The organism is Metamycoplasma phocicerebrale, assembly GCF_003383595.3.
GTDB classification, from domain to species: domain Bacteria; phylum Bacillota_I; class Bacilli_A; order Mycoplasmatales; family Metamycoplasmataceae; genus Metamycoplasma; species Metamycoplasma phocicerebrale.
Genome location: NZ_CP033058.2, coordinates 301,350 through 319,490 on the forward strand (window position 1 = coordinate 301,350; position 18,141 = coordinate 319,490).

Genomic DNA, 18,141 nt, shown 5'->3' on the forward strand with positions numbered 1-18,141 from the left:
AATTATAATTCTATTATAAAAAACAAGGAAAAGAGGTTGTATGAGTTCAACAACAAAAAAGAAAAAATTAGCCATTATTTTAGGCTCCACTTTTAGTGCTCTAGCTGTTTCGGCTGGTGTTGCTGCTATTATAGCAACAAAATATGGAAAAAGAAAAAGTGGAACAGACAAAGATCAAAAAATACAAAACCCAGAAACCAATATTTCTGATAATGAACATTCAAAAGCAAGTACTTGAGATGCAACAGTTGATAAAGATTACAAAGAATTGCGTAAATATATTGAAAAACTAATTAAAGCATTAAATATAGGTTCAAGCAATATTAAAAAATCTTTATCGATTGAAGATTTGAAAGAACAAATTGAAAAATTAGAAAAACACGTTGGCTTTGGAATTGATACTATTGATATTATTAACAAAAGCTTACAAAAACTTCAATCTAATAAAGATAAGCATGACACTTTAAGTCAAGATAAAAAAGCTTTAGAGTCCGCTCTTGAAAAAGCAAAGGATGCTTTGGATCAAGGAAAAGCAAAATTAGCTGAAAAATTAAAAGAAGTGGAAAAAGTTAAAAACGAAGCCAAAAAGTTAATTGAAAAAATTAATAGTGAAGTTGAAAAATCTAAAGGAGCTTTAATTAAAGCGGAATTTGAAGAATTTATAAATTCATTAAATCTTCTTATTGGTACAGGGAATATTATTAAAGAAAAATTAGATTTATTTAATGAAACTAATTTATCAAATCAACTAAAAGAAGCGCTTGATAAAGCACAAGAAGCGGTAAAAGAATTAAAAAATAAATTAAATTCTCAAACTTTAGAACAAGAAAAAGAAAATTTAAAGAAATTTGCTAATAAATTTAAAGAAGATGCAAAAAAAGCAATCGAAGAATCAAAAAATGCTTCATCAATAGAAGAACTCAAATTAGCAATTGACAATATTAATTCTCTTATCAAAATTGGAGAGGAAGCTTCTAAAAAAGCTAATGAATTAAATTTAAATGATATTAAGCAATCAATTGATGAAACTTTAAAAGAACTTAAAGATCAAACAAAAGATCTTGATACTAAATTGAAACAAAAGCAAGAAGAAGAAGAAAAATTAAGACAAGAAACAACCGCCGCTATTGAAGCTTTAAACAAAGCAATAGAAGAAGCTAAGAAAGCAAAATCAATTAATGAAATGAATTTAGCAATAGCTCATTTAGAAGAAGCTATTACAAAAGCAAATGAACTTAAAGAAAAATTAATTAAAGCTAAATTAGATGAATTAAAAACTGAATTAGAATCTGCAATCAATAGAGCTGCAGACATTTTAAAACAAACTCAAGAAAAATTAAAAATAGAAAAAGAAAGAATTCAAGCAATTAAAAATAGTTTAATTGAAAACACCAATAAATTAAACCAAGAAACCTTGAATACAAAAACTAAAACAGATATTACTTCGTTAACTGAAGCATTGCAAAAGCTTAATGCAATTATTTCACAATCAAATGATTTAGATAACCAACTAAAAAATGATATTTCTAAAGATGCTTTCAAAGCAGAATATGATACATTTAAAGAGGCTTTGGAAAAAGCAAAACAAGAATCAATCGATTCCCAAACGAGATTAAATGAATTAAAAAACGCTAAAGATGAATTAGATAAAAAAGTAAAAGCAGCTATTCAAAAAGCAGATGCTGCCATTTCTGAGGCAAATGCAAATAAAGAAAGTGAAGATTTAGTAATTTTAAGCTCAACATTAGAAAAACTTTCAAAAGCTAAAACTGAACTTGAAAATGTTAAGACATTAGCGCAAAATGTAAATGATACAGAAAATATTAATAAGTTAGATCAAAAATTACAAGAAGTAAATAATGCAACAACACTAATTAATAACCAAAAACAAAAAATTGAATTGGAAAATGAACAACTGGAACAAGAAAAACAAAAAATTAAAAAACAAATAGAGGATTTGCAAGAAAAAATTGATTCTACTACTAATGTACTAAATTCAAATGATAAAAATTTGATTGTAAATGCCAAAAATGCTTTAGAAACTGAAATGAACAAGGCCAAAACTTTATATGAAAAAAATAAAGATAAAGCCAAATTAACAGAAGATAATCAAAATTTAAAAAATAAAATTGATGCCGCAGAAGATGCATTTAATAAAGCCAAAGAAGCAATCCAAAACATTGAAAATAAAGAATTAGAAATAACTACCGAAGCAAATGAAGCTAAAAAATCACTAAAAGAAGCTACTGAAGCTGCTAACGAGGCTTTAAAAAATAATGATTTAGATGCCCTAAAAGAATCGCAAAATAAATTAAAAGATGCAATTCAAAAAGCAGAAGAAGCAAAAAATAAAGCTACTGATAATAACATGTCTACTTTAGCTGAAGAATTAAAACAAAAAATAGATGAAGCTAAAGTTTTAGAGCAACAAGTTAAAGACAAAATTGCTGAAGAAGAAGCTAAAAATATAGAAGTTAATAAACAAAAGATAAATGACGAAATTAGTAATCTTGAAGCCGCTATAAATGAAGTTAATGAAGCTTTAAAAGAAGAAAATAAACACAATTTAGAAAAAGCGACTCAAGCCTTAGATAATATTAAATTGGCTTTAGAAAAAGCTAATGAAACAAAAGATAATTTAGCATCTAATCAAGCTAAATATCAAACAGAATTTGATAATTTAAAAAATAAAATAAATGATGCCAACGATAAGAAAGCATCTATTTCAACTCGTAAGGATGAAATTGTTCAAGAAAGAAAAGACGCTGATTCTCAATTTGATAACACCAAGAATTCTTTTGATACAAATTCTAATGAATTTGAAACAAACAAGAATGATTTATCTAAAGTAACTCAAGTTATACCAAAACTTGAAAAAGATTTAGAAAATATAAATAAATTGATTGAAAAAGCAACTGAAATTCAATATGATGAATTAAAAAGTAAGGCACAAAATTTAAAAACTCAAATTGAACAAAAATTAACAGAAGCAAGAAATAAAAAATCCGCTTTAGAAAGTGCTGCCGAACAAGAAAGACTAAGAATTGAAGAGTTGAAAAGAAAATTGCAAGCTTCAAAACAATCATTAGAAGCAGCTATTCAAAACCTTAATAATGCTCAAGGCTTAGACGAACAACAACAAAAATTAGATGAATTAATTCAAAAAATTCAAGAAGCAAATCCTAATACTAATATAGCGGATATAGATAAAACTCAAAACGTTAAAACAGAATATGAAGCATTTAAACAAAAATATGATGAAGCTACAATTTTAAAACAAACTAAAGAAACAGAAATTGCAAATTCTAAGAAAAATATAGAAGACAAAGTCAAAGCTTTAGAATTAGAAACCGAAACTGCATTAAATGAAGCTGATAGTGCTATTTCAAATAAAAATAAAAACGACTTACAATCATCATTATCAAAACTTAACGATTTAAAAACTAAATTAGAAGCTTTAGTTTCTGAAATTGAACCTAAGGGTTATAAAACTCAAACAGATAAGGCTAAAGAGTTATTAAAAAATGTTTCTGATAAAAATAATGAAGTAGATAATGAATTAAATGCTGAAACTAATAGAATTGAGCAAGTTAAAACTGAATTAGAAGAAGCAAAAGATAAATTGCATGCCGCCAAAGAAGCTGCTACAAATAATTCAAATAATATAGACAAATTAAAAGAAGCTCTTACTAAATTAGAAGCTCAACACGGCTTATCTCAAGCTAAATTTACTGAACATAATATAACTAAAAATCAATCAATTCCAGAACTTAAACAAGCATTAGATGCCTTAGAAGCTGAATTAAATGGCTATAATGATTTCAAAAAAAACTTAGAAGATATTCAAAAAAATAATGAAAAAGAAGTTAAAGAAGCGCTAGATAAAGAATTAGAAAAAGCCAAAGATGCTCTTGAAAAAGCTAATAATGCCGGAACCGATAAAACTAAATTAGAAGAAGCGAAAGAAGCTCTTGAAAAAGCCAAAGAAGCTTTAGAACAAGCTAAAAATAAAGCAAATGAAAAAGGCGATTCAAAATCCAAAGAAACAGCAGAAAATAAATTAACTGAAATTACAAATAAATTAACTGAAATTACAAATAAATTAGATGGGAAAATTGCTAAAGAAATAGAAGATGCTACTCTAGCATTACAAAATTTAGTTTCAGAAGTGAATAATTTATCTGGCGTTGATGAATTAACTACAAAACTTCCATTATTAGAAACAGAAATTACTAATGCTACATCAACATATAACAAATATAATAAAAATGAATATAAAGATAAAGTTTCTGTTCCTGAAAAACTAAATGCTCTAGATACTGCTATTAAAGCAGCACAACAAACTAAGACAACAAAAACTAAAGAAAGAGATAATAAAAAAGAAGCTACCAAAAATATCTATAATGAAGCTAATAACAAAAAACAAGGTGCTTTTACATTAGCTCAAAATGCAGGAGAAGATTCAACTAAATTACAATCTGCTTTAGATGCTCTAAAAGAGGCGTTGCAAGAAGCAGAGGCTGCTAAAAATTTAGCAACTGTTAATAAATATAATAAATATGTCGAAGATTCTCAAACTTTAATTAATGAAATAAATACAAAGATTGAAAAAATTAAAGAAGACTTAGAAAAAGCAAAAGGTGAAGATGCTAGAGTAGAAGCTCTTAAAACTGAATTAAATAGAATAATTGAAAAATTGAAGGCGGCTAAAGATGCAGCAACTAATGCTCAAGGCAACATTGATGATTTAGATTTAAAATTGCCTATTTTAAATCAAAAAAATGCAGCCGCAATTGCAAAACATAATCTAGAAAATATTGAAAAAAATACTAAACACAATAGTTTAAAATCTACTTTAGAAGAATTAAAAACTTTAACAGATCAAGCAACAGAAACTCATAGAACATTAAATGAGGAAAATGAAAGAAATAAAAAAGAAATTGTTGATGCCTTAAAGGTTCAACAAGATGCTTTTGCTTCACTTAATTTAGAAATTATAGAAGCTTTAAACTCTAAAGAAATTTCTAAATTGCAAAGCGTTATTACAAAATTGGAAAAAATCCAAACCGATACCACAGCGGTAAAAACTAACGCTTCAAATAAACACTATTCTTCTAAAGTTACCGAAGCAGAAGCTTTATTAAATAATATAAAAACAGAATTAACAAGACTTAATAAAACTTTAAAAGATGCTCAAAAATCAGAAGAAGAAAGAATTACTGGTGTTATTAAGGCTTTAGAAGATGCATATAATGATTTAAAACCTAAAAAAGATGCTCTTGATACTAAAGATAAATATAATTCTATAAATTCAAACATTGGTACTGTAGAAACAGCAATTGATAATGCTAAAAATGTATATGATGAAAATAATAATACAAAAAATCAAGGTATACCTAGAATTAAAGAACAATTAGATAAATTAAATAGTCTTTTAAATGATTCAAAAAACTCTATTCAAAATGCTAAAAATAAGGCAAAAGACATAAAAGAAGAATATGATGCATTATATATTAAATTCAAGAAAGAAGAATATAAGACCGCTAAAGATCTTGAAAAAGATAGTGGAAATAATGTTCAAAAAATAAATGATGCTATTACTGCTTTGGAAACAGCTCAAAATAAAGTAGAACAAATCAAGACTGATGCAAACGCAAAAGAATATCATGAAATAGATTCGGAAATAACAACCGATATAGCTGATATCAAATTATTAATTAAAAATTTAAAAGCTAAATTACAAACTGAAGAAAAAAGAATTGAAGAAGTTATTAAAGCTTTAAAAGCAGCACATGATGCTTTAAAACCTAAAAAAGATAACTTAGATGCACAAACTAAATACGATTCAATAAAATCTAATATATCAACACTAGAAGCTGAAATAGAAAAAGCAAAAAAAGTTTATGATGAATATAATAAGCCTACAAATCAAGCTATTGCTAATATTAAAAATGAACTAGACAACTTAAAGAGCCTTCTTGATCAATCACAAACTTCTATTGATAAAGCAAAATTAAAAGCAAAAGTTATAAAAGATAAATATGACGGAAAATATAATACTTTAAATTCTGTCGATTATAAAACTGCTAAGAAAAAAGCTGAAAATTGTGGAACTGAAATTCCTAAAATAAAAGAAGCTATTGAATTATTAGAAAAAGTTAAACCTAAATTTGAAACTATTAAAACAGAAGCAAATGCCGAAGGATACCACGAAAAAAATTCTTTAATAGAAAATAACATTTCAGATATCGAAATTTTATTAGAAAACTTAAGAACAAAACTACAAACAGAAACCGAAAAAGAACAAAGGCGTATAGCTGAATTAAAAACAAAATTGCAAAATGCTATTAGAGACCTAAATTCTAAAAAACAAAGCGCAGAAAACGCTAAAGAAAAAATCGATTCTTTGGAAGCTTCTTTAGAATCTTTAGGTTTAGAAATTACAAATGCACAAAAAATTCATGATGAAGCAGCAAATGATCCTAAAAATAGTAATATTAGCGAAATTCAAACATTAATTGGTAATTTAAGTACAGCTTTAAATGAAGCTAGCACAAAGAAAGAAGAATTAACAACTAAATTAAATAATGATAAAAAAGCAATAGATGACGCTATATCACAACAAGAAAATTCTTACAATGAAAAAGTAGATGAAATCAACGAAGCTCTGAACAATAAAATTAAAGCTAAATTAGAACGAGCTGATCATGATTTAAACATTATGATCGAAGCTCTAAAACATGCAAAAACACAAGCTGAAGACAAAGAATATTCACAAGCAAAACAAAAAGCAGAAGAATTAATTGAAAACTATGACAAAAAATTAAAAGAAATTCAAAAAGCTTTAAATGAAAAATTAGAAAAAATTAATGAAGCTAAAGAAAAAATTAAAGAACAAATTAAAAAATTAAATGATAAATACGACAACGCAAAATTACAATTAAATAAAATAGACCCATTAAAGGCTAAAATTGACTTATTAAATTCAGAATTAAATAACGCAAATAATTTACACAATAATATTTCGGCTGATGCAGCAATTAAAAATGAACCAGAAATTGAAACTGCATTGCAAGAATTACAAGATAAAATTAGCGATATACAAAATAAAGTCAATCATGAGTTGAATATAAAGTTAGAAGAAAATAAGCAAGAATACCAAACTGAATACAACAAAGCCAAAGAGGCTTTTGACAATGCTAAATCACAATATGAAACTGATAAAAATTCAAAAGATAAAACTAAATATGAGTCTTTATTAACATTATTTGAAAGTATTTTAGAAGATGCTCAAAAAGCTTTACAAAAAGCTACAGATTTCGATTATGCTGAAGGTAAAACAAACTCTCATTCTTTAATTGATGAAACAAATGAATTAAAATCGGATATTGAAAATAGATTACATTTTGAAGAATATCGAGAAAAATATTTAAATATGTTACAAAATGAATATATTTTGACATTTATTTATCGAAAAGAAGGAAATCAATTTAGAGAAGAAATTAAAAATTTAAATGTCCAAACCAATACAGAGCAAGACTTTAAGGATATAATTGAAAGAGCAAAACAAGAAGCTAATAGTAATTTAGTTATTATAAATAAAATATTAGAACGTTTAAACTATATTTATACGCAAGCTCAAGTTGATAATATGCATTGAAATGGCACAAATTTAGATAGTTTTAAAATTAAATTAGATGAAACTTTAAAGCATGTATGAACAACTGATAAGAACACTCAAAATACAGCACATTCAATATATATGGGCACAATTAACGATACTACTACAGTTCCAGGAAAACAAGGAGAAAAAGATGTTTTATTAAAAGTTGCAGAAATAGTAGAAAATAAACATAAATTGGCCAAAGGTTGAAAAACCTATTTAGAAAAAGCAAAATTCTTTATTGATAAAAGAGAACAGATTAAAAGTTGAAACATTGAAACATTGAATATTCCTGCTGAATATGTTTCATTAGTAGGTTTATATTCTCCACTTCATGGCTACTTTTCAATTGATATAGACTATAGCGAAGTATCTAATCAATTGCACAATGTTACAGAAACAACAAGTTCTAATTATTCAAAATTCTTTAACTCTGATGGAACTTTAAAAGTTGATGATTCTGAAATAAATAAATTAACATCGCAATTAGATCAAATACTAGTCGATAAACCATTTTATAAATTAGAAACAAAAAGTGAATATGAAAATTATCTAAAACCTTATGCAGATAAACAAAAAGAAGTTCTTAGAGAAATAAATAAAATATCTCAAAAAGAATTAAAAAAATTAAGCATAGAAATAAAAGACCAAAGTAAATATGAACAAAAATTAATTAACCCATTAAAAAATAAATTTAACCAAATGACTAATCCAACAAAATTTAATGAAATTTATAAAGAAATAGTTGAAAACAATGTAATAGGCTTAATTATTCAAAATTTAACAAACACAACAAACATTTCTTTATCTGTTCCTAATAATTTTAAAAATATGCTTCCATCAGAATTTGGCAAAAATCATATTCATGAAACTAAATTGGACGGTTCCTTATCTCCAAACCATAGTTTTACAATAATTGATCACTCACCAAATGATAAAACAGGCATTATTAAAATTCAAGTTGAACTTAAATATAGCGACAATATTTATGGATTAGAGTCTAAAAAAATATTAGAAAAAGAAATAACGGGATTTAATAAACAAAGTCATAGAAATTTAGAATATCGTCCTATTTTCAATTTTAAAAATTCTCCATTTATAAAGAAAACTGATTTAGATAATTTTATTGAAGGAGACACTTCTTTTGAAGTTATTAAAAAACTTTTTAGCCCCTTCTCAAATAAAGGTTTTATAATTGAGTCTAATTTAGAGTTGCTTAAAAAATTTGAAATATACAACGTGAGTTTTGACGGAACCTGTGTAAAATTTACTTATGGAATAAGAACAATTATAGGTAAAAACAAAATGGGTTATATTTATGAAGCATCTAAAGAATATCCTTTATCAATAAACTATTTAGATTGACAAGAAATTATAAAATATAATAATGATTTTTGAGTAATGTATATGACATATTCGAAAGTCGAAGATTATGGAAATTATAGAAAAAATTTATTAAAAACAATAGAAGATATGATAACTGCAACTGAATTAAGATCGACACAAATTAATTACACTCAAAAATGACTAAAAATTATAAGCAAGACTTTGAATAATGAATTTGAAACAAAATTTAAAGCTTTTTTTGAATGATATTACGTTGATGTCAATCACGAACAATTTGAGAATGTTAGACATTCAGTCACAATAGATCAATTAGGACAATTATGTTGAAAAACAGGGTTGTTTAATAAAATGTTTTCATATGAAATATGAGGCAAGTGGCTGCGTGAAGAAAAAAACTATAAAGGAAGAATTTTTCGAACCGAAGATATTGAAAATTAAATGAGATAATAAACTTGATAAAATAAATTTTAAAAAATAACAAGTTTGCTCTGTATTAAAACAAATAATTAAAATTTTATAATTAATCAAACACAAATTGTGTTTGGTTTTTAATTTTTTAAATAATTGGTAATATTGTTTTAAGTTTTTTTTGTTAAGTAATTTAAATACTTAATAAAATAAAAAACGGTAAAATTTATTAATGTTTAAACAAGGTTTTTTTTACACTCTTAAAACAATATATAAATTGCAAAACAAAAAGCTGTTTAATATTTTTTACATAACATAATAATTGTGAAAAAATAAATCATTTTTTAGTGGTTTTGGCTATGCTATCAAAATTGTTTTTTAAATTTATAAGTTAATTTTTAAAATAAGGTATTTTCTTACACATTATTGTAATTTTTGTTTGTATTACTTTATATCAGTACAATGCAAACTTTTTAATAAATTAATATTTTTTTACAAGTTTCTACTTATTTTTAGAGTTTTTTTGGTTATAAACTTGTTTTTGGGGATTTTTTTGATACAATTATAAGGTAATAAATAAGAAAGGACCACATGAATTCATCCAAAAAAAGAAGTATAGTTTTAATTTCATTAGGTATTATGGGAATAACAGTAGCTGGTGCTACTACAGCAGTTTTATTAGCAAAAAAAGAAAATAAAACTTTAAGTCCAAAACAAAAACTAGAAAATGATATTAAAAACTTAAATGAGCTTATTAAAGAAGCTAAACAAAAGGCAAACGAAGCATTAAAAACAAATGATAAACAAAAACTTTCAGAAGCCAAAACAAAATTAGAAGAAGTAAACAAATTAGCTAAAGAAATTACAGAAAAAGCTAAAGTATTAAATGAAAAAGAAATAGAAAATAAATTAAAAGAGGATTCAAAATCAATAGATGAAAAAGAAGTTGAAATTGATGATAAATTAAAAACCATAGTAAAACAACAAATTCTAGATGTAAAGAATAATATTAATACTCTTATTCAACAAGCTAACGACGCATTATCAGAAACTCCTCTAGATATAATTAAATTAGCAAAAATAGAAAAAGGTTTATCACAAGAAATTTTAAAAGCAAAAGATATTCAAAAAGAAGCAACTAACTTAAAATTGGACAGTGAAGCTAATGAATTAACAGCCCCAATTTCTAATGGTGAAATTAAACTTGCTGAATTAAGAACCAAAATTCAAGAATTAGAAAAAATTGAAGAAGAAAGAATTAAACTTCAAAAATCTAAATTAAAAGAAGCTATTGAAGAATTAAATGAAGCAATTAAAGGAGCTAATGGCAAAATAAATAAAGTTGATTCTTTAACTTTAAAATTAAGCGACTTAGAATATAAAATAGCATCAAATGAATTAATACATAATGAAGCTAAAAATGAAGTTAAAAATGACGGAATTGTAGAAATTCAAAATTTAATTACAGAACTTAAAGAAAAGTTGGAACTAGCCAAGACAACAAACACAAGTTTAAAAGCAAATTTAGATGCAAGTAAGCAAGAAGTTGAAAATGCAGTGTTAGTAGCTAAAAATGAAACAATAGTTCCTCTTTCTAAAGCTGACACAGCTTTAGCGGGTAATGATAAGACAAAATTAAGAGAAGCTAGAACATTATTAGAAAATTCAAAAGCAAAATTAGAAAGTTCTTCTCAATTAGCATTAGATAAAGATTATGCTAATCAAAAAACTACAGCCGATAACCAACTAAAAATAGTAAATGATAAAATTAAGGCTATTGATGATAAATTAAATGCCGAATTCAATACCTTAAAGGGAGAATTAACAGATTTAAATAGCACATTAATTACCTCTATAAATAAAGCTAAAGAAGACATTGATTATGTTCAAAAGCCTGTTGATTTAACAAAATTACAACAAGATATAAATGATAGTGAAGCAAAATTAAATTCTATTGATAGCATTACAAAAACTAAAGTGCAAGCAGAATTTGATACATTAAAAAATACAGTAGAATTAGCTAAAACTACATTGCAAGAAGAAACTCAAAAAATGGAAAATAAAAAACAAGAAATTGATTCTTCTATTCAAGATATTCAATCTAAAATCGATAAAGCAACCGATGACTTAAACATTGCCGGCTCAGACCAAGCAAAAATTGAAAAAGTTTTAGAAGATTCTAAGACAATTCAAACTTTTATTAATTCTCTTAAAGCAGAAGGCACTAAATATAAATATAAAGAAACCGAAATTAATCAATTACAAAGTAATTTAGATGTTATTTTAAATAACTCAAATACTAAATTGAAAGCTTCTATTTTAGATCAATTAAATAATTATGAACTTGTATTAAATGTACAAGACTCTTTACCTTCAAACATTGCAAAGCAAAATAACAATTTTAAAATTGTTGACAAAAATGATCCAACTCAAATTTTAGATAACAGTTTATTTAATTTTGAAATTATAAATACTTTTGCAAATGACAAAACACCAAAATTATATGTTGAATATAAAGTATCTTCAATTAAATATCCAGATTTAGATTTGGGTAACAAAAAAGTAATTATTGAAAAAAGTGGAAATAATTTAGTGGCTTATCAACCATGAACATTTGATTCGATTTCTTTAAAAGAATTAAATGGTCAAACTCTTCAAAATGTTTATGATGATTTAAACAATAACAAAGATGATGCTTACAATACTTTAAATAAATACTTTACTTTAAATAACCAAAATAAAGCTTTAGATAGTGATGAAGTTGTTAAATTATCAAACTTAGTTATTGATACAGCTAACAACACAATTTCATTTAAAGTTTCTGTTTTAAAACCTAATTTGGCAAATGCCACAGATTATGTACAAACAACAGAAAATTTAGAAACACAAAAAGCAGAAACTATAACCGCTGATTATTCTGCAAAGATAAAGGAATTGAAACAAGCTGAGCTAGATAATCCAAACAATTTTAAAGATACAACAATGGATGTTGATGCATCAACTAAAAATTCTTTAGCTTCAGAAGTTGGTGAAAACTTAGATTCTATTGATATAACAACTTCTTTGGGCACCGAATATAATATTGAATTTGTTCATTATTCGCCAAATGATCAAACCGGTGAATTAACTTTAAAATATAAAATTATTCATCCTTCATTAAATATAAAATCTAATATTATTCGTGAAACAAAAATTAGTGGATTTAAAAAACTATCACACCCTACACATTTAGGTTTTAAAGAAAACTTATCTGTTAATGATTTATATCACTTTTTTTATGCAGAAAGTGATTTTGCTACAAGACAAAGACATTTTAATTGAGCACCTTACAATATATATGGAAAAGATAAAGTTTGAGCAATATCAAGAAGAATTGAAGCTTTAGCTGTTGAAACAACAAACAAAGCAGATAATTTAATTTATAAATACTTACAAGCATTAACCGCTACAAATGAAGTGGTAGAATGAGATAATTATATGTTAGAAAATGCTTTTGAAATCAATAATTCAATTCAAACCAGTGAAACTAATTTTGAAATTAAAATACCTAATTTTAAAACTAAAATTATCATTAGTAGGCAAGAAGATGGTACATTAATTTATGATGAAAAAACAAGCACTATCCAAACAAATGAAGCAATTACTTATCAACAAATTTATGATGTATACAAAGTTTTGAATAGTGTTGGTATAATGAGAATTGTTTTACATGCTATTAAGGATTTTGGCGTATATGACCAATTTGGGGTTATACAAACAGAAGCTCCTTATAAAATTTTCTATAAAAAAGAAATGACTTATGAACAATTTAAAAACAAGGTTATAGGTGAAATGAAAACCCAATTTGTTAGTCTATATTCTGCAAAAGATCCTAGTACAAAAAACCATGGAGGAAATAGAGCTAGATTATTCTTAGTAGGAGATAGCCAAAATGCAGTTCATAGAGAGCGTTTATTCATGGACATAGTACTTCAAAGCAACAATGGAAACCTAAGTTTTTAACAAAATGTTTTATAAAAAAATAGCAAACGAATTTGCTATTTTTTATTATTGTTTTTTTCTAAAAGGAGGTTTTAAATGACTTACTGTTTTTAAAAATGGTTATCACCAGAAAGGAACGATAAAAGATTGTAAAGAGATATAAATAAATAAATAGAGTTAAATATTTGAGATCTAACATCAAATAACAGTAAGCTGTTTTATATATGAAAATTTTATAGATAGAAACTTTAAAATAAATGATAATTGTTTTTTGTGGTTTAAAAACCACTTAATTATTATATATCAAATAAAAAAATGGTAGTGTTATTAAAAATTTAATATTATTTATAAACCAAAGCTACTTTATTCTTTTTATACTTAACTCTTTTGCTTGTTTTTTATTTTTTATTGTTTAACAAACTTTTAATTTATTTAGTAGCAATTCAAGAATTTTATTATGTAATATGTAATTACTAGATAAATAGGAATAAAATCTAAATATTAAGAGCATGGATTTAGCCATGCTACGTTTTTTTGTAATATCTTTAAAAACTGTATATTTTCATATCTTTTTTTTGTTTTATTTTTGTCTTCTTAACATTACTAGCGTTTCCACATGATAAGTTTGAGGAAACATATCATATGGTATAACTTCTTTAATAAGATAATCATATTTAGATAATTCTCTTAAGTCTCTAACAAGAGTTTTGGGATCACAACTTAAATATATTATTGTTTTAATATTTGACTTATTAATAGATTCTAATGTATTTAAATTTAATCCACTTCTTGGTGGATCAAAAATAATAATATCTATTTTTTCTTTATTTTTTACTATTCAATCATTAGCATCTTCTTTTATTACTTCAATATTTTTTATATTATTTTTGTTTAAATTTTCAATAGCTTTATTAATCGAATTTTGGTTAGTTTCTATTGAATAAATTTTTTTCGCTTTGCTTGAGATGTATGTTCCGATTGTAGCCACACCCGCAAAAGCATCACAAATAATTAAGTTCTGTAATGGTATTCAATCTAATATTTGGTTATATATTAAATTAGTTATTCCTTCATTTATTTGATAAAAACTATCATTTTGAACACTAAAAATATATTTTTCCATTTCATAATCAATACCTTTGTGGTCTAATATATTTAATCATTTTTTATTTTGAAATATACTAAATTTAAAAACTGGTTTTTGTTTATTTAATTCTTCCAATTTATCTATTTGTTTTCTGTTAAATTTATTTTCCGTATCAATAATTATTTCGATTGTTGCAAGAGAGGTTTTTGGTGCTCTCAAAACTATTTGCTTTGGTTTTAAATTAAATATGGCTTTGTTCAGTTGTTTGTTATATTCAGTTGTAGGCGAATGCAAAACATTCTTATAAAATTCTCTAATCGCATATACACCTAAATAAATATCAAATTGTTCAACTAACTCATGACTATATTTTTTATAAAAACCTAAAATGGGTTTATTTTTTTGGTAATCAACGTGAATTGAAATCTTGTTGCGGTACCCTTGTTTACAATTCGAAGATATTATGGGTGAAACGTTTGCGAATTTCAAATTTCTTTCAAACAAACTTTTTATTAAAAATTGTTTAAATTTTAATTGGTTTTCATAATCTAAACTCATTAACGGAGCAGAACCTGTTATATATAATTTTTCCTCATTCTTGTTTAAAATTAAACGCAAGGGTGATAATTTCCTATATTTAACAACTTCGGCAAAGCAACATTTTTTAGAATAATAAGTAATTTTAATATCCGCTTCTTCATTAGGTAATAAATTATATATAAAAATCGGAATTGAAAAATCTCTATTCACGCATAGAGCTTGATATGACAAGCCACAATAAAAAGGTTCAACTTCTGTTTTTACTTTCTTTATTATTAAATCTTTTTCTAAAATTATTTTTTTATTCGTCATTTATTTTACCTATTTTCCTAAACAAAATTTACTAAACATATTATCTAGAAGTGTTTCATTGTCATACTCTTTATTTAAAATTTCTCTTAACAATGATCAACTTTTATTGATATCTAATATGACTACCTCAGGTCCAAAACCTTGTTTTAAGCCATTTAAAGCGTCATATAAGCAGTTATTAGCATGCTTTAGTAATCCTAGCCTTCTTGTATTGTAAATTAGTTCTGGATCGCTATAATCTAGGTTTAAATAATTTTTAATTAAAGCATTTTTTAATTCTCATATATTTTTATTAATTGCTGATATTTGAACAAAATTTTTTGAAACTTTTTTCGTTAGTAAATCGCTTTTATTAATTACAGGTATGTAAATTTTGTTTTTTGATAGTTCTTTTATAGTTTTATCTTCTTCATTTTCTTTTAATTCAGGTGTAAATAAATGTATTATAATTTTGGCTTCATTTATTGTTTCAATTGATCTCTGAATGCCTATATATTCAACTTTATTATTAGTTTTTCTTATCCCGGCAGTATCAATTATTTTAAATGGAATACCATTTATTTCATAATCTCCCTCAACAATATCTCTAGTTGTTCCAGCTATATCAGTAACGATAGCCTTTTCTTTGCCTAGTAAAACATTCAATAGAGATGATTTACCTACATTTGGCTTACCGACAATTGCTACTTTTATACCATTATAAACATCTACAGCATTTTCGGACTTTTTAATTATTTGCTCAATATTATTTTTTAAATTTGTTATCAATTTTATTAATTTATTAGAATTCATTTGTTCAATATCATTATAATCAGAATAATCAATATTAATTTCTATAATTGAAATAATATTTAAAAGTTGTTGCTCTAATTTTTCAATTATTAAATCATCTTTATTATCAAATTGTTTGATAGCTATTTCTGTTTGAATATTTGTTTTAGCATGTATTAAAGAATTAATAGCTTCAGCTTTATCTAAGGAAATTTTTCCATTTAAAAAGGCTCTTTTTGAAAATTCTCCTCTTTCAGCTAATCTAGCTCCATTTGCAATAATTAAATTTAAAATTTTATTTGTTACTATAATTCCACCATGAGCATTAATTTCAACTGTGTCTTGACCAATATAATTTTTTGAGCCTATAAAAAAATTAACTAATACTTCATCAATTATTTTATTATTAGAAGGATCTACAATATAACCATATGTTATTGTTTTGTCTTTGCCTATTTTACCTTTATATATTTTTTTAATTATTTCTATTGCTTCTGGCCCAGAAAGTCTAATAATAGAAATAGCTTGATTTATATTTCCGGAAGATATTGCTGCAATAGTATCATTTATATAGTTTTTGTTCAACATAATAGTTATTATATTATATATAATAAATAAGTTTTTAATAAATTTAATAAACATAAAAGTAAAAATAATCTTAGGGGTTTATAGGTTTATTTAAATTAAATATAATAATAAGGAATGTTGTTAAGTTAATAACTTTAAATTCAACTAAGATTAAGGAATTTTTTTCAAAAAAATAGTGTTAATAACAACCGGTTTAATGCAAAACTATTGACAATACTGTAAAACAAATAAAAAAATTTTAAAAATTAACCTAGTTTAAAAGTGTTTTTTGTAGATTGTTTTATAATAGTTAATTAATTATTTTTTTAATATATATAATTAAAATGAATAGTAAATAGAGGTATAAATGTTAAAAAAAGAAAGCAAAAAGATAAAGAAGAATAAATCTATTAAAAAAAAGAAGAACGGTTTTGTAGATTTTAAAAATTTTGAGGACTATCACAAAGAATGTGAAGTAGAACAAACTCGCGAAATCGAAATATGAAAAAACCAAGACTTAATTGATTTTCAAGAGATTAAATTAAAGAAAGATAAAAAGAAAAATGATTAAAATAGGATTAATAGCCGAATTTAACCCATTTCATAATGGGCATATTTATTTGATAAAAAAAATAAAAGAAATTTATCCTAAATCAAAATTAATAGTGGCTTTATCTTCCAATTATACACAAAGAGGAGAAATTGCTTGTCAAACATTTTCTCAAAGAAAAAAAATAGCCAAACAATATGGTGTTGATAAAGTTTTGAAATTAAGTTTTGAAACTTCTACTCAAGCTGCTCATATTTTTGCTAAAGGGTCGATTGATGTTTTGAATAAATATGGCATAAATGTTTTAGTTTTTGGTGCATCTGACACCGAAAACATAAATAAATATATAAACGCAGCTAAAGCATTGAAAGAAAATTACGATTTTTATAATAAAAAAGCTAAAGAAATAATGAAAACAGGAAGATCTTTTATATTTTCTTGTTATGAGGCTTTAAAACATATTATAAAAGAAGAAGAAATACCTCAAGATGTTTTAGGTTTTGAATATACAAAATATATTGTGAATAATAATTTAAATATAAAACTTAATTGCATAAAAAGAACGGTTTCTCATAGTTCGGATGAAATAGAATCTATCTATGCATCAGGAACCCAACTAAGAAAAATGATAAAAGAAAGGAAAGATATTTCTAAGTATTCGCCAATAAAACTAAAAAAAGTTAAAAGAATAGAAAATACTTATAAAAAGTTTCAAAAAATAGTAACTAAAAAAACAACCAAAGACCTCTCTAATATACAACTTGTGTCCGAAGGAATGGAAAACTTATTTAAAAAAAATATAAGTGCTAAAAATTATGATGAGTTTATTAGCGCTTGTACTTCGAAAAGATATACAAATTCTAGAATTAAAAGAGTCTATTTATATGTTTTGAAGCAAAAAAAGAAAAAATAAAA

Annotated in this window: 6 protein-coding genes; 4 read left to right on the plus strand and 2 right to left on the minus strand. The window is 24.7% G+C overall.

Going from position 1 to position 18,141, the window contains the following annotated elements; all coding sequences use genetic code 4:
- Positions 1-40: 40 nt before the first annotated feature.
- Both DMC14_RS01235 and DMC14_RS05970 read left to right on the plus strand, forming a co-directional pair.
- Positions 41-9,448 (plus strand): hypothetical protein, encoded by a 9,408-nt coding sequence (locus DMC14_RS01235; protein ID WP_137412657.1) that lies wholly within the window; start codon positions 41-43, stop codon positions 9,446-9,448.
- 561 nt (positions 9,449-10,009) lie between these two features.
- Positions 10,010-13,420, plus strand: coding sequence for a coiled-coil domain-containing protein (locus tag DMC14_RS05970; protein WP_116171429.1), 3,411 nt, complete (start codon positions 10,010-10,012; stop codon positions 13,418-13,420).
- Between the two features lie 559 nt (positions 13,421-13,979).
- Here DMC14_RS05970 and rlmD read toward each other — a convergent pair.
- Together rlmD and mnmE are read right to left on the minus strand one after the other, a co-directional pair.
- Positions 13,980-15,338: a 23S rRNA (uracil(1939)-C(5))-methyltransferase RlmD gene (rlmD, locus tag DMC14_RS01245; protein ID WP_116171430.1), complete on the minus strand. Its 1,359-nt coding sequence runs from the start codon at positions 15,336-15,338 to the stop codon at positions 13,980-13,982.
- A 9-nt stretch (positions 15,339-15,347) separates the two neighbouring features.
- Positions 15,348-16,697, minus strand: coding sequence for a tRNA uridine-5-carboxymethylaminomethyl(34) synthesis GTPase MnmE (gene mnmE / locus DMC14_RS01250; RefSeq protein WP_116171793.1), 1,350 nt, complete (start codon positions 16,695-16,697; stop codon positions 15,348-15,350).
- 346 nt (positions 16,698-17,043) lie between these two features.
- Here mnmE and DMC14_RS01255 point away from each other — a divergent pair, with 346 nt between their 5' ends.
- Positions 17,044-17,247: a hypothetical protein gene (locus tag DMC14_RS01255; RefSeq protein WP_116171431.1), complete on the plus strand. Its 204-nt coding sequence runs from the start codon at positions 17,044-17,046 to the stop codon at positions 17,245-17,247.
- Positions 17,240-18,139, plus strand: coding sequence for a nucleotidyltransferase (locus DMC14_RS01260; protein ID WP_175393435.1), 900 nt, complete (start codon positions 17,240-17,242; stop codon positions 18,137-18,139). The genes DMC14_RS01255 and DMC14_RS01260 overlap by 8 nt, the downstream gene beginning before the upstream one ends.
- The last annotated feature ends 2 nt before the right edge of the window (positions 18,140-18,141 follow it).